The 20,720-nt window shown below is 46.8% G+C and carries 20 protein-coding genes and 1 pseudogene; 11 read left to right on the forward strand and 10 right to left on the reverse strand.

What is annotated here, in order from left to right:
• Position 1: 1 nt before the first annotated feature.
• On the forward strand, positions 2-1,078 hold the full coding sequence (locus tag A8O23_RS04530; protein ID WP_066617320.1) for a mannose-1-phosphate guanylyltransferase: 1,077 nt from the start codon (positions 2-4) through the stop codon (positions 1,076-1,078).
• Between the two features lie 74 nt (positions 1,079-1,152).
• Here A8O23_RS04530 and A8O23_RS04535 read toward each other — a convergent pair whose 3' ends face one another.
• The 5 genes from A8O23_RS04535 to A8O23_RS04555 all read right to left on the reverse strand — a co-directional run bounded on the left by A8O23_RS04535 (position 1,153) and on the right by A8O23_RS04555 (position 7,780).
• The gene (locus tag A8O23_RS04535; protein WP_066617323.1) at positions 1,153-1,566 is read right to left on the reverse strand and encodes a hypothetical protein; all 414 of its coding nucleotides are present in this window, start codon (positions 1,564-1,566) and stop codon (positions 1,153-1,155) included.
• A gap of 521 nt (positions 1,567-2,087) precedes the next feature.
• Positions 2,088-2,900 carry a 23S rRNA (guanosine(2251)-2'-O)-methyltransferase RlmB gene (gene rlmB / locus A8O23_RS04540; RefSeq protein WP_066617326.1) on the reverse strand — a complete coding sequence of 271 codons (813 nt, stop codon included), beginning with the start codon at positions 2,898-2,900 and terminating at the stop codon, positions 2,088-2,090.
• A gap of 168 nt (positions 2,901-3,068) precedes the next feature.
• Entirely contained in the window at positions 3,069-6,077 is a 3,009-nt protein-coding gene (locus A8O23_RS04545) for a protein O-mannosyl-transferase family (RefSeq protein WP_066617328.1), read from the reverse strand.
• 123 nt (positions 6,078-6,200) lie between these two features.
• Positions 6,201-6,836: a T9SS type A sorting domain-containing protein gene (locus tag A8O23_RS04550; protein WP_082882913.1), complete on the reverse strand. Its 636-nt coding sequence runs from the start codon at positions 6,834-6,836 to the stop codon at positions 6,201-6,203.
• Positions 6,837-7,018: 182 nt separating this feature from the next.
• Positions 7,019-7,780 carry a biotin--[acetyl-CoA-carboxylase] ligase gene (locus tag A8O23_RS04555; RefSeq protein WP_066617332.1) on the reverse strand — a complete coding sequence of 254 codons (762 nt, stop codon included), beginning with the start codon at positions 7,778-7,780 and terminating at the stop codon, positions 7,019-7,021.
• A gap of 40 nt (positions 7,781-7,820) precedes the next feature.
• Between A8O23_RS04555 and rsfS the strand changes: the two genes are divergently transcribed.
• The 5 genes and pseudogenes from rsfS (at position 7,821) to A8O23_RS04580 (ending at position 12,646) form a co-directional block, all read left to right on the forward strand.
• Complete coding sequence (rsfS, locus tag A8O23_RS04560) at positions 7,821-8,219, forward strand: ribosome silencing factor (RefSeq protein ID WP_066617334.1); 399 nt, start codon at positions 7,821-7,823, stop codon at positions 8,217-8,219.
• 47 nt (positions 8,220-8,266) lie between these two features.
• Positions 8,267-10,374: pseudogene (ftsH, locus tag A8O23_RS04565) on the forward strand (ATP-dependent zinc metalloprotease FtsH).
• Between the two features lie 47 nt (positions 10,375-10,421).
• Complete coding sequence (locus A8O23_RS04570; protein ID WP_066617339.1) at positions 10,422-11,072, forward strand: LutC/YkgG family protein; 651 nt, start codon at positions 10,422-10,424, stop codon at positions 11,070-11,072.
• Positions 11,056-11,835, forward strand: a complete 780-nt coding sequence (locus A8O23_RS04575) for a UDP-2,3-diacylglucosamine diphosphatase (protein ID WP_066617342.1) — start codon at positions 11,056-11,058, stop codon at positions 11,833-11,835. Before A8O23_RS04570 ends, A8O23_RS04575 begins: the two co-directional genes overlap by 17 nt.
• Positions 11,816-12,646 carry a hypothetical protein gene (locus tag A8O23_RS04580; protein ID WP_153042073.1) on the forward strand — a complete coding sequence of 277 codons (831 nt, stop codon included), beginning with the start codon at positions 11,816-11,818 and terminating at the stop codon, positions 12,644-12,646. The genes A8O23_RS04575 and A8O23_RS04580 overlap by 20 nt, the downstream gene beginning before the upstream one ends.
• A gap of 80 nt (positions 12,647-12,726) precedes the next feature.
• Here A8O23_RS04580 and sugE read toward each other — a convergent pair whose 3' ends face one another.
• The gene (gene sugE, locus A8O23_RS04585; RefSeq protein ID WP_066617346.1) at positions 12,727-13,053 is read right to left on the reverse strand and encodes a quaternary ammonium compound efflux SMR transporter SugE; all 327 of its coding nucleotides are present in this window, start codon (positions 13,051-13,053) and stop codon (positions 12,727-12,729) included.
• 168 nt (positions 13,054-13,221) lie between these two features.
• On the opposite strand from sugE, the gene A8O23_RS04590 reads away from it, so the two are divergent.
• The 3 genes from A8O23_RS04590 (at position 13,222) to A8O23_RS04600 (ending at position 15,782) form a co-directional block, all read left to right on the forward strand.
• Positions 13,222-13,857, forward strand: a complete 636-nt coding sequence (locus A8O23_RS04590) for a hypothetical protein (RefSeq protein ID WP_066617347.1) — start codon at positions 13,222-13,224, stop codon at positions 13,855-13,857.
• Between the two features lie 84 nt (positions 13,858-13,941).
• Positions 13,942-15,006, forward strand: a complete 1,065-nt coding sequence (locus tag A8O23_RS04595; RefSeq protein ID WP_066617350.1) for a sensor histidine kinase — start codon at positions 13,942-13,944, stop codon at positions 15,004-15,006.
• Positions 15,006-15,782 carry a LytR/AlgR family response regulator transcription factor gene (locus A8O23_RS04600; RefSeq protein ID WP_066617352.1) on the forward strand — a complete coding sequence of 259 codons (777 nt, stop codon included), beginning with the start codon at positions 15,006-15,008 and terminating at the stop codon, positions 15,780-15,782. The genes A8O23_RS04595 and A8O23_RS04600 overlap by 1 nt, the downstream gene beginning before the upstream one ends.
• Positions 15,783-15,841: 59 nt before the next feature.
• On the opposite strand, the gene A8O23_RS04605 is transcribed toward A8O23_RS04600, so the two are convergent.
• Both A8O23_RS04605 and A8O23_RS04610 read right to left on the reverse strand, forming a co-directional pair.
• A complete protein-coding gene (locus tag A8O23_RS04605; RefSeq protein ID WP_066617355.1) occupies positions 15,842-16,252 on the reverse strand; it encodes a DUF6157 family protein in 411 nt (136 codons plus the stop codon).
• Between the two features lie 142 nt (positions 16,253-16,394).
• A complete protein-coding gene (locus A8O23_RS04610) occupies positions 16,395-16,880 on the reverse strand; it encodes a GNAT family N-acetyltransferase (protein WP_066617358.1) in 486 nt (161 codons plus the stop codon).
• Between the two features lie 355 nt (positions 16,881-17,235).
• Here A8O23_RS04610 and A8O23_RS04615 point away from each other — a divergent pair, with 355 nt between their 5' ends.
• Both A8O23_RS04615 and A8O23_RS04620 read left to right on the forward strand, forming a co-directional pair.
• Positions 17,236-18,390, forward strand: a complete 1,155-nt coding sequence (locus tag A8O23_RS04615) for a zinc-dependent alcohol dehydrogenase (protein WP_066617361.1) — start codon at positions 17,236-17,238, stop codon at positions 18,388-18,390.
• 14 nt (positions 18,391-18,404) lie between these two features.
• Positions 18,405-18,902, forward strand: coding sequence for a hypothetical protein (locus tag A8O23_RS04620; RefSeq protein ID WP_066617364.1), 498 nt, complete (start codon positions 18,405-18,407; stop codon positions 18,900-18,902).
• 100 nt (positions 18,903-19,002) lie between these two features.
• On the opposite strand, the gene A8O23_RS04625 is transcribed toward A8O23_RS04620, so the two are convergent.
• Both A8O23_RS04625 and A8O23_RS04630 read right to left on the reverse strand, forming a co-directional pair.
• Positions 19,003-19,449 carry a GNAT family N-acetyltransferase gene (locus A8O23_RS04625; RefSeq protein ID WP_204377676.1) on the reverse strand — a complete coding sequence of 149 codons (447 nt, stop codon included), beginning with the start codon at positions 19,447-19,449 and terminating at the stop codon, positions 19,003-19,005.
• 208 nt (positions 19,450-19,657) lie between these two features.
• A complete protein-coding gene (locus A8O23_RS04630) occupies positions 19,658-20,515 on the reverse strand; it encodes a GNAT family N-acetyltransferase (protein WP_066617369.1) in 858 nt (285 codons plus the stop codon).
• Positions 20,516-20,720 lie beyond the last annotated feature (205 nt).

Genomic DNA, 20,720 nt, shown 5'->3' on the forward strand with positions numbered 1-20,720 from the left:
CATGAAGGAAAACACCTACGTAGTGATCATGGCGGGGGGCATAGGCAGCCGCTTTTGGCCTTTTAGTCGTGTAAGCCATCCAAAGCAGTTTCATGACGTGTTTGGCACCGGCGAAAGCTTACTTCAAACCACGTTTAAACGGTTCAAAGACATCTGCCCGCCCCAGAACGTTTATGTGGTCACCCACAAAGACTACGCTTCTTTGGTGCGGGAACACTTGCCGGAACTGTCAGATAATCAGATTCTGCAGGAGCCCATTGGCCGTAACACCGCCCCTTGTATTGCCTACGCCTGCTATAAGATTGAAAAGCAGAACCCTAACGCTAATATAGTGGTTGCCCCGGCTGACCATGTTATTCTGCGTGAAGAAGCCTTTACCAATTGCCTGAAAGAAGCTCTACAGGCCACCTCTGAGCGTGATATTTTAGTTACGTTAGGTATTAAACCCTCTAGACCAGATACCAACTACGGCTACATTCAGTTTATTGACGATGAGCAGAATACGCTAAAAAAAGTAAAGACCTTTACCGAGAAGCCAAATTTAGAGATTGCCCAGATGTTTCTGGACAGCGGAGAGTTTGTCTGGAACGCAGGTATTTTTATCTGGAACGCCAAAGCTATCATCAAAGCGTTTAAGGCCTATTTGAGCGACATGGCCGACACATTTGAAGAGGGCCATAGCGCTTTGAATTCAACGGAAGAGGAAAATTTCATCAGTAGAGCCTATTCCCACTGCCGCAATATTTCTATTGATTACGGGGTGATGGAAAAGGCCGATAATGTTTTTGTGATTTTGGGAGATTTTGGGTGGTCTGACCTAGGCACCTGGAATTCCCTTTATAGCCTGTCAGAAAAAACGGCAGAAGGTAACGTAATAGACGGCAATACCTTACTGTATGATGTCCATAATTGTATTGTCAAGACTCCTGCCAACCAATTAGTGGTGGTGCAAGGCCTGCAAGATTACATAGTAGCTGAGTATGACAATGTACTAATGATCTGCCGCCGTGAAGACGAGCACAAGATTAAAGACTTCGTAGCCGATGCCAAGGCGATAAAAGGACAGAACTTTATTTAAGTATTTCTTTACATCCACAAAAAAAGGAGCGTCTCGTGAAGATTCGCTCCTTTTTTTGTGGTTGAAGTTCAACACTATTGCACTTCAACCTGTCGCTTCAGCCGGTAAACATCCGTCACATCTCCTTGCTTACGCGTAAGGACTAACTCTCCATCCCCTTCCGTAGCTATTGAGAAGGTGTTATCCAGAATGATAGTCCAGTCGAAGTTTGCCGTCCAGAAGGAAGCATCTTTAAAAGTTATTTGCTCCCCTGACACATAATAAGTTCCTCTGCCAATGGCTGGGTAGTACATTCTATCACTGGTACCGGAGAAAGAGTTGCCTTCCAGCACTAGCACAACATTGGCAGGCACCGGTCTAATAGTTGGGCTACTCCTATAAAACTGCCCTACATACGTACCATTTTCAATTTTGGAAGGAGTTTCCTCTTCCTCAAGGCAGGAAAACGAAACAAACGCTAACAACAGAATCAGTAACTTCTTTTTCATATAGGTGCTTTTAATATGAAGACCCTATAAACGCGGGCAAGGCTGCATGTCCGGAGAAAAATCTTACTGACACTAGCAAACGTTTTAGTGCTGTTTTCCAGAAAACACGCCTAAAATAGAATTTGTGTTCTCTGCCGCTGACGCTAGGCCTCGTATAAAATGATACAACTGCTTCTTCAACAATCTTTGGTTTCAGCAACTCTCCTTCTGTTTCTAGCTTGCTTTTGCAAAAAAAAGACAGGAATACACAATCACACTCTACTTTGCCAACGGAAAACCCATTTCAAATGTCATCTTTAGCATAAGCTTAAGAATGACCTTAGAAATGGGTTTGTGAGACAGGGAGAAAGCAATTTGAAAAAGGATATCCTGTGCTGTTGATAGTACAGCTCAGGCATCTTCGTTAGATCCTTCGGCTTGCGCTCAGGATGACGGGAAGGGTGAAGGGAAAGGCAAAAACTGCGTTTTGAGCCTACTTTCGAAAAAGAAGGCCCAAAACGCAGTTATAAACGCTTATAGATTTATGCTTGTTGCCGCTGCCGCAGAGCCTCATACAAGATGATACCACTGGCCACCGAAACGTTAAGAGACTGTATTTGACCCGCCATAGGAATCTTTACCCGCACATCAGCACGTTTCAAGTATTCTGGAGAAATACCGTCTTCTTCGCTTCCCATCATAACAGCAATAGGCCCCGTTAAATCAACAGTAGTATCGGTTAAAGTATCATCCGCTTTTTCGGTACAGGCAACAACTCTTATTCCGGAGTTTTTCAGGTAGTGCAGAGTGTCTTTCAAATTTGCCTCACGGCATACCGGAATCAGGTTCAGAGCACCGGCTGAGGTTTTCAGGGCATCAGCGTTTATTTGAGCCGCGCCACGGGTAGGCACCACAATGGCGTCAACGCCCATACATTCGGCGTTACGGGCAATGGCACCAAAATTACGCACATCGGTAATGCGGTCCAGTATCAGCAGCAAAGGGTCTTTCCCTTTCTCAAAGAGTGAAGCCACAATTTCATCTAACGGAGAATAAGAAATAGCCGAAAGGAATGCTACTGCCCCTTGATGGTTCTTTCTGGTAAGTTGGTCCAGTTTCTCATTAGGCACTAGGGAAACTGGTGTGCCGGCTGCTTTAGCCAAGTCAGTAATTTCCTGGCTGATGCTGTGTTTCGTACCTTTTAGAAGGTACACTTTTTCTAGAGTTTTGCCGGCATGCAATGCCTCCAGTATTGGCCTTAAGCCAAAAATCATTTCCATTTTATCGGCTTTGGGCTGGCTGTGGTATCTTGGCCTGCCCCCACCCTCTCTATCTCTGTAGTTTCTGTGCTCCATTACTTATCATATTTGTGTAGCAGTATCTTCCTACTGCTTACGAGAACAAAGGTAGGCGGATTTCACCATAAATAGGCAAATCATGAATGGTGCTTTCTTAGCAAGCTATAAAACAGCAAAGGCTGACCGCATGGTCAGCCTTTGCTGTACTTCTTTATTTATAAGCAACTACCGCTGCATTTGTCCATAGTACGCCATAAACCTTTGCTCAATTTCAGCTGCCTTTTGGGTGTGGCCTACCTGACGGCTTACCTGAGCCAGTTGCTGCATGATGAACAGATTTATACGAATTTCGCTTTCAAACAAAGAGCTTTTATCAAGATAATACTGCAGCGCTTTGTCTGAGCGGGCAAACATGACATTGATAATCTCCTGCGCCCGCTTCTCATCTCCTACTTCGTACAACGGCACCACATAAGGTGGAATGTAATAATCATACGGAATGGCATTATCTGGCAGCTTTTCAAAGATATAGTCCATAATCTTTTTGGCAGTTGCTTTGTCGCCGTCTTCCAGATACGCTACTGCCAGCTGGTAATACTTATCACGGGCGTTAGCGGGGAACCTTAGGTAATTTTCATCATAGAAAATGTCATCGCGGTTCATGTTGCGCCATGAGAATTCATTCATGAGATTATCATACATGATCTCTTTCGCTATGTAACCGGTTCTTTCTGGGCTACGCACCAATGCTGGCACAATACGGTAAGCCAAACCTTCTAACTGCAGGTAATTATCAAGCCCCAGGAAGTCAGAGTTATCTGCGGTGGTAGAGAAATAAACTGGGCGTTTCCAGTTGTTAGTAGCCAATAGGTCTAAAATAGCCAGGTGCTTTTTCTCTAAACCAGAATTATTGACAGTCCAGCGCATGACGCTTACAACAGAGTCAGTATACTCTTTCGGCACAATATTCATCTTCTGCACGGCCTCTTTGTCCACGTTCAGAAAGAAGCTTTTAGTAGGGAAAGACATGTACTGACGGCCAGAGCGGTCAGCAATTTTCAGTGCAGGGTGACCTTCATTCACCAACTGTATGTACTGCTTCAGGTCAATTCCACCAGCCACTTCGGCGCGTTCTACATACGGCAGATAATCATTCACACCTTGTCTGTAGTCATCTTTCTCCAACGTCATCGGGAAAGGCTCAGACTCATAGGCCTGACGCTTCATTTGCTCAATGTACCAGTCAGTGTTCATGTAGGAAAGCACTGCCACACGAACATCTGTCCGGAAGCCTTCTACCTCCTGCACGTACCAAAGCGGGAACGTATCATTGTCTCCGTTGGTGAAAAGAATGGCGTTAGGGGCTACAGAACTCAACAGGTTACGAGCCGAATCTACCGAGTGGTATCTGTCAGAACGATCGTGGTCATCCCATCCTTCGGCGGCCAGCAAGGCAGGCGCCACCAGCCCTATTACGGTAGCCAAGCCACCGGCTACTGCGGCATTACGGGTAAGTTTTCTCAGGAAGTCGGCAATGGCCAACACTCCCAAACCAATCCAAATAGAATAGGCATAGAAAGCACCGGCAAACGTATAGTCCCGCTCACGAGGCTCAATGGGTGGCTGGTTCAGGTAAATAACAATGGCCAAACCGGTAAAGAAAAACAGGAGGCCTACAATAAAGGCATCGCGGCCTTTCCGGTTTAACTGGTAAAGCAAGCCTAAAATTCCCAGCACAAAGGGCAGCATGTAAAAATTGTTCCGTGCTTTACTCTCGGCAAATCTTTCAGGCACATTGGTGTCATCTTCCCATGGCCAAAGTACTCCAGAGTTCTGAACATCCCCCTCACGGCCAATAAAATTCCACCCGAAGTAACGCCAGAACATATGGCCCATTTGGTAATTAAACAGGAAGCTGAGGTTTGCCCCAAACGACGGTTTCTTTCCAGCTTCTACATCAACCCATTTCTGATACTGAGCCAGGTGGCTTGGTTGGTTGCTGTACAAGCGCGGCAGCAAAGTTTTGTCTTTAGAATCATACACATATTCTTGCTTACGACCTACCTCAATGTACTTGTCTTTGCCCTTAATGTACTGCGCACTTCCTTCTTCAGAAGCAACTGGCTCCGCATTGTACTGGGGCCCGAACAGCAACGGACGGTCACCGTACTGCTCGCGCTTCAGGTAAGAAACAAACGAAACTATATTCTCAGGGTCGTTCTCGTCAATGGTAGGGTCATAATTTGATCTGATTGGAATAATCAGGTAAGAGGAATAACCTATCAAAACAAAAACAAAGCTCAGCAGGGCCGTATGAAGTGTACGATTGCCCGTGCGGATAGCATAACGGATGGCCCATACCAAACCTGCCACAAAAAGGACCAGGAAGAAAATGACACCAGAGCCGAAAGGTAAGCCAAAGCTGTTCACAAACAGCACCTCAAACCAACCAGCTACAGACGGCAAGCCGGGGATAACACCCACCAGAACTATTCCTAAGATAATGCCGCTGATGACCAGCGTAAGAATAGCTCCCACCAGCGAGTACTTTTTTAACCGGAAAAAGAAGATAAAAGCCAAGGCCGGAATAGCTACCAAGTTGAGTAAGTGAACTCCAATGGAAAGTCCCACCATATAGGCAATCAGAAGCAGCCACTTGTCTGAAGACTCTTCATGCGCTTTGGTCTCCCAGCGCAGCATAGCCCATACCACAAAGGCGGTAAAGAAAGACGAAAGAGCATATACCTCTGCCTCTACTGCGCTAAACCAGAAAGAATCGGTAAAGGTGAAGGCCAGAGCACCCACCGCTGCGCTACCCATAATAGCAATGGTTTGTCCAAAAGTTGGTTCAACCGTAGCCGTTACAGAAGCTGTAGTGGCGGTAGTACCCAAGCCAACTTTTTTGGCAGGTGCACCCACCACTAATCTGCGGGCCAGAATACTAATGGTCCAGAACAGGAACAATACAGTAAAAGAGCTAGCCAGGGCAGAAAGTAAATTCACCCACCATGCCACCTGCATTGGGTCACCGGCAAACATGGAGAAGATCCGACCCAACAATAAATAGAACGGCGCCCCGGGCGGGTGCGGCACTAATAACTTATAAGAAGTGGCAATGAATTCTCCGCTGTCCCAGAAACTGGCGGTTGGCTCAAGGGTTAGTACATACGCAATGGTGGCCACTGCAAATACTACCCACCCCACCAGATTGTTAATCCGATTGTATTGAAGCATGATAGGTTAAAGATTGAACCCTCGAAATTAGTAATTTTCTGAAAGTGTTGGTTCTCGAGGAGGCAATAAATAAAAAAAGAGCCGGCTAAGCACGGCTCTTTTACAAACGATATTGGTTTTCAGTTATTGCTGCTGCAGTATGAGACGCTTAGTCTCCACCATTTTTTCATTTACCAGCAGGCTGTAAAAATAGATGCCGGCCGGCAGCGGAGAAAGATCAACAGTAATGGTTTCATTAGCCGTTTCTTTGCTAATGGGTATTACCTTGTATACTTTTCCTATGGCGTTGGAAATTCTGATTTTGTAGTTATCGTCTCCTAGCGCGGTAAGTGAAATTCGTGTCAGTCCTTTTGATGGGTTAGGGTAAGCGTTCAGGGTAGGCGCTGGCAGCACCCGCTGCTCCTGGAAAGTAGAAACAGAAGCAGTCTTGCTGTTCCCTGAAAAATTAAATTTCACTGATTTTATTCCCGCTTTGGCAGATAATACACTGTTGCTCTTGTTCAGGCTCAGGAAAGGTGAATATTTTTTCGCGTTTGGGTTATAAGACGGCAACTGAAGGGCGCTGGAAATTCCAAAATCGGTAATGGTTAACGTGGCACCCGTGCGCCAATTCACCAAAACTGAGTCACCTTTAGAGGAGTCGGCCGTGCGACTGCCTGCGGGAATTGTACCTGGCACCACGCCAAAAGACGCGGCCTGACTACCAAAAACCAAGCTTATTGACAAGAAACCTAAAAGAACGCGTGTAAAAATTTTCATGCCATATAACTAGAAGTAGGTGCTACATATTCTGATCTTTTCAAATATATAAAGCAGCCCCCTAACCACAAATTATTTTAACAAAAAATTAATGCCTCTTGGTTAAGAAAAAGCCAAAATGCCTTTTCTAAAATCCTACTCACTTTTAGGTAGTTTTGCCAAAAACAGCCCAAAAACATGCGTTAGCCAAATAGATATTTTATTTCTTGGAACTGAAAAAACTGCAATTTTTGTTCTACCAGCAATGCAAGCCTGCCCGCAGCGTCTACTCCTACAATTTGACCGGTAATTTTCTCACCGTTCACTTCAAATGGATGCCATTCCTGATAGCGGTACAAGTGCTGTAGGTATTCCTGCTTTTGGGCATTGTGCGCTCCGCCCCGCAAGGCCAAATAGCGGCGTTCTATGTTCTCCAGCAGCTGATCGACAAGTTTAGGAAGAGGCAGCTGTTCTCCGCCAATGAAAGCGAAAGAGGAAGCTCTAGGGTGTAGAAAAGAAACTTGGTTAATGTTCAGGCCAATTCCTATAATGCTGTGCTGCAAAAAGCGACCGCTCACGGAGTTTTCTATGAGTATACCGCCCAGCTTCAGGTCATGGTAATATAGATCATTGGGCCACTTGAGGGAAGCACCCACAGGCAGATAGTCTCTAATAAGGTCCAGAGCAGCCAGCGCCACCGCAATATTAAGCGAGAATTGCTGTTGGGCCTCTAGGAAGGTTGGCTTGAGAACAACTGACAGCGTAATGTTTTTGTCAGGCTCTACATCCCAGCTATTACCGCGCTGGCCACGGCCCTGGGTTTGGGCACCCGCCACTATGACACAGCCATCCGTGGCTCTATTTTTGTTTAGAAGCTCATGGGCAACCGTGTTGGTAGAGGCACATTCGGGCAAAAAAATCAATTGTTGCCCCACAAAGAGCGTATTAGGCGAAAAGTTTTGCAAAAGCTTTAGTATTTTTGAGAATCAAATTTATATTTCCATAATGAAACATAACACCATTCAGGACACATCCGACATATTGGCAGAATTGGTAGTAAAAGGAATGCAAGAAAAGAAAGCTTCTGACATTGTCGTTCTAAACCTGAAATCTTTGAAGAATGCCGTCTCTGACTACTTCATCATAAGTTCAGCCAACTCTGACACCCAATTAGACGCCATTGCCACTTCTATTGAAGAAGAAGTATTTAAACTCACCAAAGAAAATCCTTGGCAGAGCGAAGGCCGTACCAACCGTGAATGGGTGGTGCTAGACTACGTAAACGTGGTGGCGCATATCTTTTTGAAAGAAAAACGTAATTTCTATGCCCTTGAAGAACTTTGGGGCGATGCCGAGATTACGCACGTAGAATCCACGGAGGATTCTGCATCGGCCGCGGTATAAAACATATACCGGGCTCGGAGGTTTACTTTTATCCAAAAGGACAATCCATGACTGAAAAACCAGATAATAAGAAAAAAAGGAAAATAATACCGAATACCCCACCCCGCCCTACCATGCAAATATGGGTATTGGCGGCATTGGTTATATTTATTTTCGGACTCACTTACTACAACAACCTTAACGCCACAGTAGAAATACGTCAGCCCCGCTTTGAACAAATGCTGGAGTCTGGAGACGTGAAGAGGGTAGCGGTGGTGAACAACAACATGGTAGAGGTAACCTTGAAAGAGGAAGCGCTCCAAAACGAGAAGTACAAAGCAGAACTGGAAAACCGGGGCTCTTTCACTTCCACCCAAGGCGCGCACTACCACTTCCCTATCATTACCGCCGAGGCCTTCAAACAAGACTTAGACGAACTGCAGAAAAGCGTTCCCCGCGATGAAAAAGTGCCGCTGGAGATTGAAAAACGTACCGGACTGCTGGAATTGTTGATGGGCTGGCCTTTCTTTATCCTGCTCATGGTAGGCTTCTGGTTCCTGATGCGCCGTATGGCCACAGGCGGAGCTGGAGGACAGATCTTCAACATCGGGAAATCACGTGCCGCGCTGTTTGATGCCGAAAACAAGGTAAAGATCACGTTCAAAGACGTGGCAGGTCTTGAGGAAGCCAAAGAAGAGATACAAGAGATTGTAGAATTCCTGAAGAACCCTACTAAGTTTACTATTTTGGGAGGTAAAATCCCCAAAGGTGCTTTGCTGGTAGGCCCTCCGGGTACAGGTAAAACCTTGTTAGCCAAAGCCGTAGCCGGCGAGGCAGATGTGCCGTTCTTCTCCCTTTCAGGTTCTGACTTTGTGGAGATGTTTGTGGGAGTAGGTGCTGCCCGTGTGCGTGACTTGTTCAAGCAAGCCAAAGCCAAAGCTCCTTGTATCATCTTCATTGACGAGATTGACGCCATTGGCCGTTCACGTAGCCGCGGACAAATGCCTGGCGGTAACGACGAGCGTGAAAACACCCTGAACTCCCTATTAGTGGAGATGGATGGTTTCGCGACTGACTCTGGAGTAATCATTCTTGCTGCGACTAACCGTCCAGATATTCTGGATTCTGCCCTGTTGCGTCCCGGTCGTTTTGACCGTCAAATCAGCATTGACAAACCAGATATCAATGGCCGTACCCAAATCTTTGGGGTACACTTAGGTCCTCTCTCTTTGGCTGAGGATATTGACGCCCGTAAATTGGCTGCCCAAACTCCTGGATTTGCCGGTGCTGAGATTGCAACGTGTGTAATGAGGCAGCTCTTATTGCGGCCCGCCGCAACAAGAAGGCCATTGACATGCAAGACTTCAATGATGCCATTGACCGTGTGATTGGTGGTTTGGAGAAGAAAAACAAAATCATTTCTCCGGAGGAAAAGAAAATTGTGGCTTACCACGAGGCTGGTCACGCCATTGCTGGTTGGTTCCTGGAGCACTGTGATCCGTTGGTGAAAGTAAGTATTGTACCACGCGGGGTTGCTGCGTTGGGTTATGCCCAGTATTTGCCAAAAGAGCAATTCCTGTACACTACTGAGCAGTTGATAGATGAAATGTGTATGGCGCTGGGTGGTCGTGCCGCTGAGCAGATTGTCTTCGGTAAAATTTCTACCGGAGCCCTTAGTGACTTGGAGCGCATTACCAAAATGGCTTACAGTATTGTAACCATGTACGGTATGAACGACCGCATAGGCAACCTGTCATTCTATGATTCTAAGCAGCCAGACAATACGTTCACCAAGCCGTATTCTGAAACAACTGCTGAAACCATTGACTCTGAAGTAAGACTTTTAGTCGGAGATGCTTACCAGCGTACCTTAAAGTTACTTTCTGAAAAACGACAGGAGCTGGAGCTGGTAGCCCAGGAATTATTGCAGAAGGAGATTCTGTTCCAGAACGATTTGGAGAGATTAGTAGGCGCCCGTCCGTTTGAAGGATTAACCGCTTACCAAGCTCACACGTCAGGAACTGACCGTAGCAAAACCCAGAGCGAGGTAGCCGCTGAAAACCACATTACCACGCCAACTGGGGCAGTGGAGTCTGGTGAAGACACGCCTACAGCCGCTGAGCCCGGCACAACACCTGGTTCTACCGCAGGAGAAGGTCCTACTTATAATCCGTAGGGCTGTTCCCTGGCCGTTTTCTGAAAAACAGCATAAAAACGCAAAACATGTACGAAGCCAAATCTAAAGAGATTGTGCTCCGCAAGGTAAGAGAGGCGCTGGCAATGTCAGCGCCTTTTCTGCCTCCTACCCCAGACTTCGCCACCTCAGTATACGGGCCGTTGCTGGAAGACCTTTCGGTGCTGTTTGCCGAAACGTTTATCCGCAACAGCGGCACCTTTGTGTACTGCGAGAACGAAGAGGATTTCTTTGACCAGCTGTTTGAATTCAAAAGAGAGCGTGGCCTGGACAACTTATATGTGTGGGAACCAGTCCTGAAAAAGATTCTGCACGCAGGCGGAATAAATTTTAATGGCACTGAGGAAAACTTTATTGGCCACGCCGAGGCTGCGCTAACTACCTGTGAGGCACTAGTGGCCCGCACTGGCAGCATTCTGATTTCCTCAGCCAACGCCAGTGGCCGGCGGTTATCTGTTTACCCGGCTTTGCATTTGGTAGTGGCCAAGCTTTCTCAGCTGGTACCAGATATTAAGCAGGCCCTGCAGCTGGTAAAGACTAAGTACGACAAGCGCCTGCCTTCTATGATTTCTTTGGTGAGCGGCCCCAGCCGTACCGCCGATATTGAGAAAACCTTAGTGATGGGTGCCCATGGCCCCAGAGAGCTTATTCTGTTCCTGATTGATGATCACACCGATTAACCAACTTCCGCCAGGCAAGAAAGTATACTTCGCTTCTGATTTTCACTTAGGCGTACCAACGCCTGAGAAAAGTCTGGCGCGGGAACGCAAGATTGTCCGTTGGTTAGATGAGATCAAAACAGATGCCCAAGCTATTTTCCTGCTGGGCGATATTTTTGATTTTTGGTTTGAGTACCGCCATGCTATCCCCAGAGGATTTATTCGGCTACAAGGAAAGTTAGCTGAGATAGCTGATAGTGGAATCCCTATTTACCTGTTCACCGGAAACCATGACATGTGGATGTTTGACTACTTCCCGAAGGAGCTCAACATACCAATTGTCAGAGAGCCCGTTTCGGTTAAAATTGGGAAGCACATCTTTTACATTGGCCACGGTGACGGGCTTGGACCAAAAGATCACACCTATAAATTACTCAAGCGTGTTTTCGCCAACAAGGCATGTCAGTGGCTCTTTGCCCGTATTCATCCAAACGTGGGCATAGGGCTGGCCAACTTCTGGTCGCGCCGTAGCCGTGTGCAGAATACCAAATCTGATGAAGTTTTTATGGGTGACGAGGAGTGGCTGGTACACTATTGTAAGGAAGTAGAACAGCGCCAGCACCACGACTTTTACGTGTTCGGGCACCGCCATCTACCCCTGGACTTGCCAATTGGAGAAAAGAGTCGCTACCTTAATTTGGGAGAGTGGGTCAATTTTTGCTCTTACGCTGTTTATGACGGGAACGAACTTAGCCTTACGTATTTTGAAAAAGCCGAAGCTTAGTCTTTTTGGCTTCGCAGCCGCGCTATGTTTATTTCTCCTTACCTCATCGGTTCAGGCGCAAACTCCTGTTTTGACACTGGCCTTCCAACTTCCGGCCAAAGGTCTTAGCCTCCAGTCTATTGACCGCTTTGACCGCATCTATATGTCAGATGCCCGCCAGAACGTGCTTCAGTTAGACACCTTAGGCCAGATCACCAACACTTTTTCGCCGCCTATACAAGGCCGCGTGGCCATGGTAGAAGCCTGGAGCCCGGCTAAAATTACAGTGTTCTATGATGACCGCCAGCGGGTACAATTGCTGGACAGGTTTCTTACGCCCCTTGGCTTAGCAGATTTGCGTGAATACACCGATGGCACCATTCGGGCGGCCACGCTATCGGCAGATGACCGCCTTTGGTTATTTGACGAGACTTCTTTTCGGCTGCTCAAGATTGATACCCGCTACACCCGCATCACCCACCAAACACCTTTGGAACTCCTGCTCAACCGCGAGCCACATGATATTACCTTTCTGCGCGAGTACCAGAGTAAACTGTATATGGTGGACCGACTATCTGGCGTATTCGTTTTTGATAACATGGGCAACTACCAAACAAAGCTTCCTTTGCCCAATTTATCTTATGTTGGCTTTCTAGGCGAAGAGCTATATTACTTGACTGGAAACCAAATTACGTTTCAGCACCTGTACAGCCCCAAAACCCGCACCCTTCAACTCCCTGAAACAGCCTCACCTTACCGGCAAGTTTTAGTGGGTGATAAATTTCTGTACCTGCTTACCAACACTTCTTTACTAGCTTACCGCTGGCGGTAAGAGTAATGCCTGAAGGAGTAAATAGAAGCGGGGCTTTTCTGAGCTGTTTTTCAAAAAGAAAGGCTAAAACAGAAAGTTGTTTATTCTTTTGATAAAAACTTAAGCCCCAGCACCCCTCCTATAATGAGCGCAATGCAGAGCAAGCGTACTAAGTCTTTGGGTTCATTAAACAATACTATACCTAAAATAGCAGTTCCCACTGCCCCTATACCCGTCCAGGAGGCATAGGCTGTTCCCAAGGGCAATGTTTTCATGGCCTGTGCCAAAAGCACGAAACTCAAGATCATGACCACCACAGTGACCAAACTGATCCAAGGTTTGGTGAAGCCCTCTGTATATTTCAGGCCTATGGCCCATCCTATTTCACATAGCCCCGCTGCCACTAGATATAACCAAGCAGAATTCATAAATTCACCTTTAAAGATTAGAATGTGAACCAATTGAGAAACCCTTTGCACCTATTCATCTGGTAAGGTTCCGCTTTGGTCAGATTTTACTTGTACGCTTATTTGTAAAACTTTTATTTGCATAGATAGGCCATTTCTTACCTGCCTAACTTGTGCGCTTGCAAACTTATGAAAAAAGCCGCCCTTACGTTCTGCACTTTTCTAGCCTCTGTGGTCTTTTGCTGGTCACAGACGTTTCCAGCTTCCGCAAATGAGCCAGAAACCTTGTTTCAAGGAGACGTAAACCACTCTTTCTATATAGCTCCCTCGCTCCTGCTCACGCACTGGCAGGAACGGTCTGGCTTGATGGTGGGTGGCAAGGCAGCATGGGTCATGAACCATAGGTTTGGGATTGGCCTATCTGGCTACGGATTGGTGTCGCGCAACAACATTGGCGAGATTGCTGAAACTAATAACGCTTTTTTACAGGCCGGCTACGGTGGGGCTTATTTTGAATACACCCCGCAGCCAAGTCGTTTGCTGCACCTAAGCTTTCCGGTTTTAATTGGTATGGGTGGGGCTGCCTATACTAATAACGCCCTAGGTAATAACACCTCTGGTTCTTACAGCTATGAGGTGTATGACACCGACACCTTTTTCGTGTTGGAGCCCGGCGTACAGGCAGAGCTGAATCTTGCCAGATTTATGCGGCTGGGGCTAGGCGTAAGTTATAGGTTTGCCCAAGGGGTTGACCTTCCAAAATCAACCGACAAAGACATGAGCGCCCCGGCGGTCTCGCTCATTTTCAAGTTCGGCAAATTCTAACCTAAAAAATCATCATCGGCTGTGCCCTTGAATATATTACCAGCATACCAAGACCAAGAGGCTGTTTCATTACAGCCCATTTTTATGAAAAGACCTTTTCATTTTAAGCATAAGAAACTGCTCCGGTACACCATCAATACAGGTATCGCGTTTCTTATTTTCTGGACGTTCTTCTTCATTCACCGCACCGGTCTGCATGAGTTCCATAGCACTGACGTGTTCCGGCTCCTGTATAACTCGGTGATGGTAAACGTGATTTTAGAGGGTACCCGCCGTATTTCAAAGCGCCTAAGCAAGAAGTATGACTGGCGCGAGTTTGGTCTGAAACGCTTTGTGTATGAGTGGATTGCGGTGCAATCATACATCTTGCTGGTCATGGTGTTGTTCCAGATTATCCCGCGCCTGATTCTGGGCCAAATGGTTTCTTACAATTTCACTGATGCCGAAACCATACGAGATGTAAAAGAGGTATTTGTGTTTGGCAGCCTTATTTTGCTGTTCGTGCACTTTATCAGGTCTGGTATTTATTTCTATAACCAATGGCACCGCTACCTGGTGCAGTCAGAGAAACTGAAGAAAGAAACAATAAAAGTGCAGTTTGAAAGCCTGAAGCAGCAGGTGAACCCACACTTTCTGTTCAACAGCCTGAACGCCCTTTCTTCGTTGATTTACAAAGATCAGGACATGGCCGCCAAGTTTGTGGAGCAGCTGTCAAAAGTGTACCGCTACGTGCTGGAGAACAAAGACAAGGAGCTGGTAACCTTGCACACCGAACTTGATTTTATTTACTCGTACCTCTTCCTGCTTAAAATAAGATTCAGGGAAAATCTGCAGGTAGATATTCAGGTGCCTGACGAACTGCAGAACCACCAGGTGGCGCCGCTCACCATGCAATTGCTCATGGAAAACGCCATCAAACACAACATTGTAAGCCGCGATGAGCCCCTGTACATTAATGTATTTGTGGAAGGTGACTACATCATTATTAAAAACAACCTGCAGCTCCGCGAGAGCCGTGAAGAGTCTACCGGTGTGGGGCTGAAGAACATTATTAACCGCTACAAATTCATTACTGATAAAAAAGTGGGCGTGGAAGTGACAGCAGAAAATTTCATTGCTAAATTACCGCTTCTAAACAATGCTGCCTGATGAACATTCTGCTGATTGAGGACGAATACCTGGCCTCAGAGAAACTAGAAGCCCAGCTGCTTCGCTATGACTCTACCATACAAGTTGTGGGTACCATAGACTCTATCCGGAATGCTGTTAAATGGTTTGAGACACACCCTGCCCCTGACCTGGCTTTTCTTGATATTCACCTCTCTGACGGCAACAGTTTTGAAATCTTTCAGAAGGTAGACGTAAAATGCCCTATCATCTTTACCACGGCTTATGACGAGTATGCTGTGAAGGCCTTTAAGGTAAACAGCATAGATTACCTGCTTAAGCCCATAAGCAACGAAGATTTGGCAGCGGCCATGGAAAAATTCAAGAACCTCCGCCAGCAGCAACCCGCTGCCCCCGCGCTGGACATGACCCAGATCATGGCGCTCCTGAACCGGAACCAAACACCGGAAACGCCGCACTACAAAAACCGATTTCTGGTAAAGAGTGGACAGAAAATTCGCTCAGTGTCTACTGATGAAATTGCGTATTTCTATGCCGAAGACAAAATTGTTTTCCTAATTACCACGGCTGGTCAGCGTTTCATCACCGACTATACCTTAGACACCCTGCAAGAGCTTTTAGACCCGGAGCAGTTCAGCCGCTTAAACCGTCAGTTCATTGCCCACATCCACTCCATTGACGAGATTCACCCTTATCTCAAGGGCCGCCTGAAAGTGTACGTGAAGCCAAACACTGATAAAGAAATCATAATTAGTAATGAACGGGCCCACGCGTTCAAAGAGTGGCTAGGGAAGTAGCGTTTTAGGCTTGTTTTTGGGAAAACAGCCCCAAAACGACACAGGAAAATTGAAGATTTTTAGCCGCGTTTGCTGCGCATGGCCTTAACGTTTTTCAAGTTTTTATCTTCCGCCAGTTTCTGGTATTCGGCAGATTCCACGGCGTAGAGAGCCATTTTACCGTCTTCTCTATGGTGCACGCCCCAGCCGTAGCGCTTAGTGAGCGGTGATGCCCTGAAACAAGCCTGCCCCTTAGAAAAGAACTTCTGTCTTTCGGTCTCTAACTCGTCTGGAGATAAATCGTTTTTAATGGCGAACACCTGAAACAGCACTTCATCTGAGGTGTATTGGTATGGCTGCGCATGCAGCATTTCAAACTGCAGGTTGGCAACTGTTTTGTCACTTCCTTTCTGGGGCGGAACTTCAGCGGCAACCACTGGGCAATCTTCTGCTACCGCAATAAAAGTGTTGGTGTAGTTCGTGGTTTTCATGTGAGCGCAGTTTGGTGTAGTTAATGTAGCATTTATCTTGCTGTTCACCAATTCACTTCTCTTTGTTTCAGCAGATTAGCTTCCTGTTTTTGAGCTGCTTTAGAGAAAACAGCCCGAAAACACCTTCACCTCTTAACAGTTCTTATTCTAAATCCAGCAGCATCCAGATGGTGCAGGCATAATGGCCGGAGTTGCCCATGGCATGAGGTATTAGCTTGAATCCGGCTCTTTCATACATGCTAACCGCTTTACTTAGTTCTGGGAAGGATTCTAAGTACAGCTGCCGGTAGCCTAACTCTTTGGCCATTATAATACTTTCCTGAAGCAACCGTGAGCCTATTCCCTTTCCTCTGGCCTCAGCGGATAGGTAAAATTTCACCAACTCAGCACAGCTTTCCGGTAGCCCCTCAGTTGGGTATACGCCGCAGCCGCCTATCATCTCTCCATCTAATTGGGCCAACAAATAGCCACTGCCGGGTGTCTGGAAATAGGTGTACAAAACATCGGTGGTGGGGTCTGTGTACACTGTGCCGGGCATGTCTATTTTAAACTCCCTGAATACTTTTCGGATTAGCTCAGCCAGGGCTTTGTTGTCTTCTTTCTGAATAGGTCTGGTGGTAATGGGCATGTTTGAAGTTCCTGTATCTAATTCATTTTGGTTTTGAAGCGCTCTCTTTATCTCCGGCCTAAAAGTACAAAGCAATGCTGTATTCTCACCTAACTCACCAACTGTAGATATCTTTCTGTATTCGATCTGATTTTTTTAAAAAAAGATCGAAAACAGAAGCTTTATTTCTCTCTTTCATCCATATCTGCTGAAGCACGTATTTATCTACAGTTCGCCGCTGCTGCAACTTTAAACAGCGGGGCTAGTATCTAATAGTCACAACTGCTTCACTTTAGCTTTGCCCAAGGTGGAGTGGCACATGACTATTTGTGCACTAAAGAACAATTTGTCTCACTTAACCCAAAGGAGAAATCTTATGTTAGCTATGGAGTACCGGGGCCCACAGCGGGTCCGGATCACAGAAAAACCAATGCCTGAAATAAAGCATCCGGAAGATACCATTGTTCGGGTTGTCCGCTCATGTATCTGCGGTTCAGATTTACACTTGTATAACGGAAACGTACCTGACACTCGCGTAGGAGAAACCTTTGGGCATGAGTTCATTGGAGTGGTAGAGGAAGTAGGCACTGAAGTAACCAAAGTCAAAGTAGGCGACCGGGTCATTGTACCATTCAACATTGCCTGCGGTAAATGTGCTTTCTGTAAGCAGGAACTATACGGTAACTGCCATGAAGCTGCCCCACAGGCCACAGCGGCTGGCGGTATTTTCGGCTATTCCCACATCACCGGTGGATACGCCGGAGGTCAGGCTGAATACGTGCGGGTACCCTACTCTAATGTAGGCCCAACTGTTATACCAGAGGGTATGGACTTGGATGATGCCGTTATGCTTACTGACGTGGTACCAACCGGCTACCAGGCTGCCGAAATGGGCGGTATACAGCCCGGTGACACCGTAGTAGTGTTCGGGGCCGGACCAGTTGGAATCATGGCCGCCAAATGTGCCTGGCTTTTTGGTGCAGGCCGAGTAATTGTGTTTGACAGAGAAGAATACCGCCTGGAGTTTGTCAGAAACTACGCCCAGTGCGAAGCCTATAACTTTGAGTCTATAGAAGACCCCGTGGTGTTTGTAAAACGTACTACCGACTCTCTGGGAGCCGATGTTTGCATTGACTGCGTGGGGGCCGAAGCCGCTGGCAGTGCCATGCAAACTATTACCGGCCGCAAACTTTTATTGCAGGCTGGCTCTGCCACTGCCCTGCACTGGGCCATTAATTCAGTAAAGAAAGGTGGCATTGTTTCAATAGTAGGCGTGTATGGCCCAACAGACAATTTGGTGCCAATTGGCAACGTGGTGAACAAAGGTATTACCATAAGAGCCAACCAAGCCTCAGTGCCGCGTCTGCTGCCCAGAATGATTGAGCACGTGCAAAACGGCGTTATCAATCCTAAGGCACTGCTTACGCACCGCATTCCTCTTGAGGAAATTGCCGACGGCTATCGCATTTTTGCCGATAAGTTAGACAACTGCATTAAGCCTGTTCTTATTCCACCATCTGCTGGAATGTAAAATATTTAAACACTATGGAAGACTTAGCAAAAAAATTTGAACACATAAAAGGCTGGGGCATTGACGCGGATCCTAAAAACGACCCGACATACCCCATGAAGAAAAGAACCAACGCCGAGCATGCAGGCTACACCTGGGATAGACCTACCCAACAGCCTATTGATGTGGAAGTGTTACACTCGAACGAGCGCCCCAACATTACCGCTGTTTTTGGCGGCACGGTGCCGCCTAGCGGCCTGAGCGGCAAGCTTAGACGGTACGCCTTCCAGTATGGGGAGTCGAGTTATGGCCATTGGTTGCCCCTACTTTTAGCCGATAGGGTTAACGTGGTAGAAGGCATTATTGATGACCTGAAGAAAGGACACGTGCCCAACATCTTCGCGGAGCGTGGCATGAAAGCCTCCTGGAAACATGACCGTTCCACCATCATGAAAAAAGCAGCCATAGGCATATTTGCCATTGCCGCCATTGCCGCCTGGAAACTGGGCAAGAAGAGCGGAGAGAGAGATTAACTCTTACCTGTTCTTTGGCTCCTGATACAAGGAGGCCCGGCAGATGTACATCTGCCGGGCCTCCTTGTATCAGGAGCTATATAGTTTCGGCTGTTTGTCGTTATTCCTTCAATTCCATCCGGTACAGATCAAACCCGGGTGCCCAATAATCTTTCACCACTTCTAATAACGTAAAGCCGTTTCTCTCATAAAACTTATACACCAATTGAGAGGTTCTGACGGAGATTACCTGTACATGCTTTAGCTCTTTTAGCCTATCAATTCTAAAACGCAAAAGCTGACCGCCAACTCCTCTGCCTTGGTAATCAGGATGTATAATATCCCAACTTATTTTACCTACCGTTAAGTCTTCTGAGAAATTATAGCCTCCACAGCCTACTACTTCACCCTCTACCTCCACCACAAAATACTGCTCTATTTCATGTTCTAGATAATGGTCTAGGTCTGGCTCTTCTTCTGGAGAGAAATATTCAGGAGTGTTCAACCGGAGCAGATGGAGCACCATTGGTTTGTCTGATGCCGTATACTCTCTTATTGTGGGTTGCATTTTCATTCTTTGCTTGAGAGAAGTATATAAGTTAAAGTATTTAGCTGTTGCTGCGTAATTTGAGCAAAGAATGAGCAGTGTTATCAGCTTAACTGTTATCTATAAGTTCACCAGCAGAAAGAACCCATAGCTCAAGAATCACCCTGCGCCGCTGTTTTAGCCTTGTTTTACGAAAAAATGCCCAAAATCAGGTTCATAAATAACCTAACTACACCTCCCTCACCATTTCAAACTGGCCTTTGGTTTCGGCTACGTTTCTATTTTCCAGAAACTGAAGAAGGCTCTCACCTCGGTTCGCATCAATATTCACCACTGTCACGGCTGGAGTTTCTACCGAAGCCATCAGCTCCTGCATCAATGCCTGACCAATGCCTTTGTTACGCCAGTCGGGGGCAACAGCCAATTGGGCAATAGCACCCGTCATGGAATATACCACTCCGTAGCCTATACATTTCCCTTGCGTTTGCGCCTCAATTATCTGCACGTAAGAAGCGCTTCTGTCAACGGCTGCGGTGTGGTGCTGCCAGCTTGGCTCCATGTCCCAGAAAGTTTGGTAAAGCTCCCAATTCGGAGAGGCTACCCTTTTCAATACAATGTCTTCTGCCTTATGTGTATGCCACTGTACCTCAGGCTTCGTTTGCTTAAAGCACCTGAAGGTTCGGACAATGTCAAAGCCTAAGCGCTTGTAGACTTTTAAGGCTCTGGTGTTTTCTTGAATAACTTCCAGCAGACACTGCTCCGCCCCATACTGCCTTAGTAGCGGCACGCAGAACTGATACATCTGCTCCGTAAGCGCCTGCCCCCTGGCCGAAGGCACCACTCCCGTACCACCGTTGTAAGCTGTTCTTTTGCCCTGCCAACTGCTCAGGCTGTTCAAAATAAATCCCACCGGCTCGTTTTTATCCATGGCCACAGGAGAAAGCTCAGGCTTGGTACCATCCCTCAACAGCTTCATTTGCAGCACCGGCTCCGTCAGAACCATGGGGATCACATAATCAGCAAAGGCGGCATTGAAGAGTGTGCAAAGCTGCGCCACAGTGGCCGTGTCTGCAAAAGAGAATGTCATAAGAGAAAAACGTACAAGTAATGAGGCGAAGAAACAAAATAGGTTGTCGGCATCAAAACTTACGGATATGCTGAATTATTGCTTGCTCCTAAAAATGCTCTGGATCGGCTTCTCTCCTACTGCCATTCCTGTGAAAACACTACTTTAAGAGGACTGTAAATGCCTGCTCTTGCTGCTGTTTGACCTTGCCACAAACCACAAGATT

The organism is Rufibacter roseus (assembly GCF_001647285.1).
Lineage (GTDB): Bacteria > Bacteroidota > Bacteroidia > Cytophagales > Hymenobacteraceae > Nibribacter > Nibribacter roseus.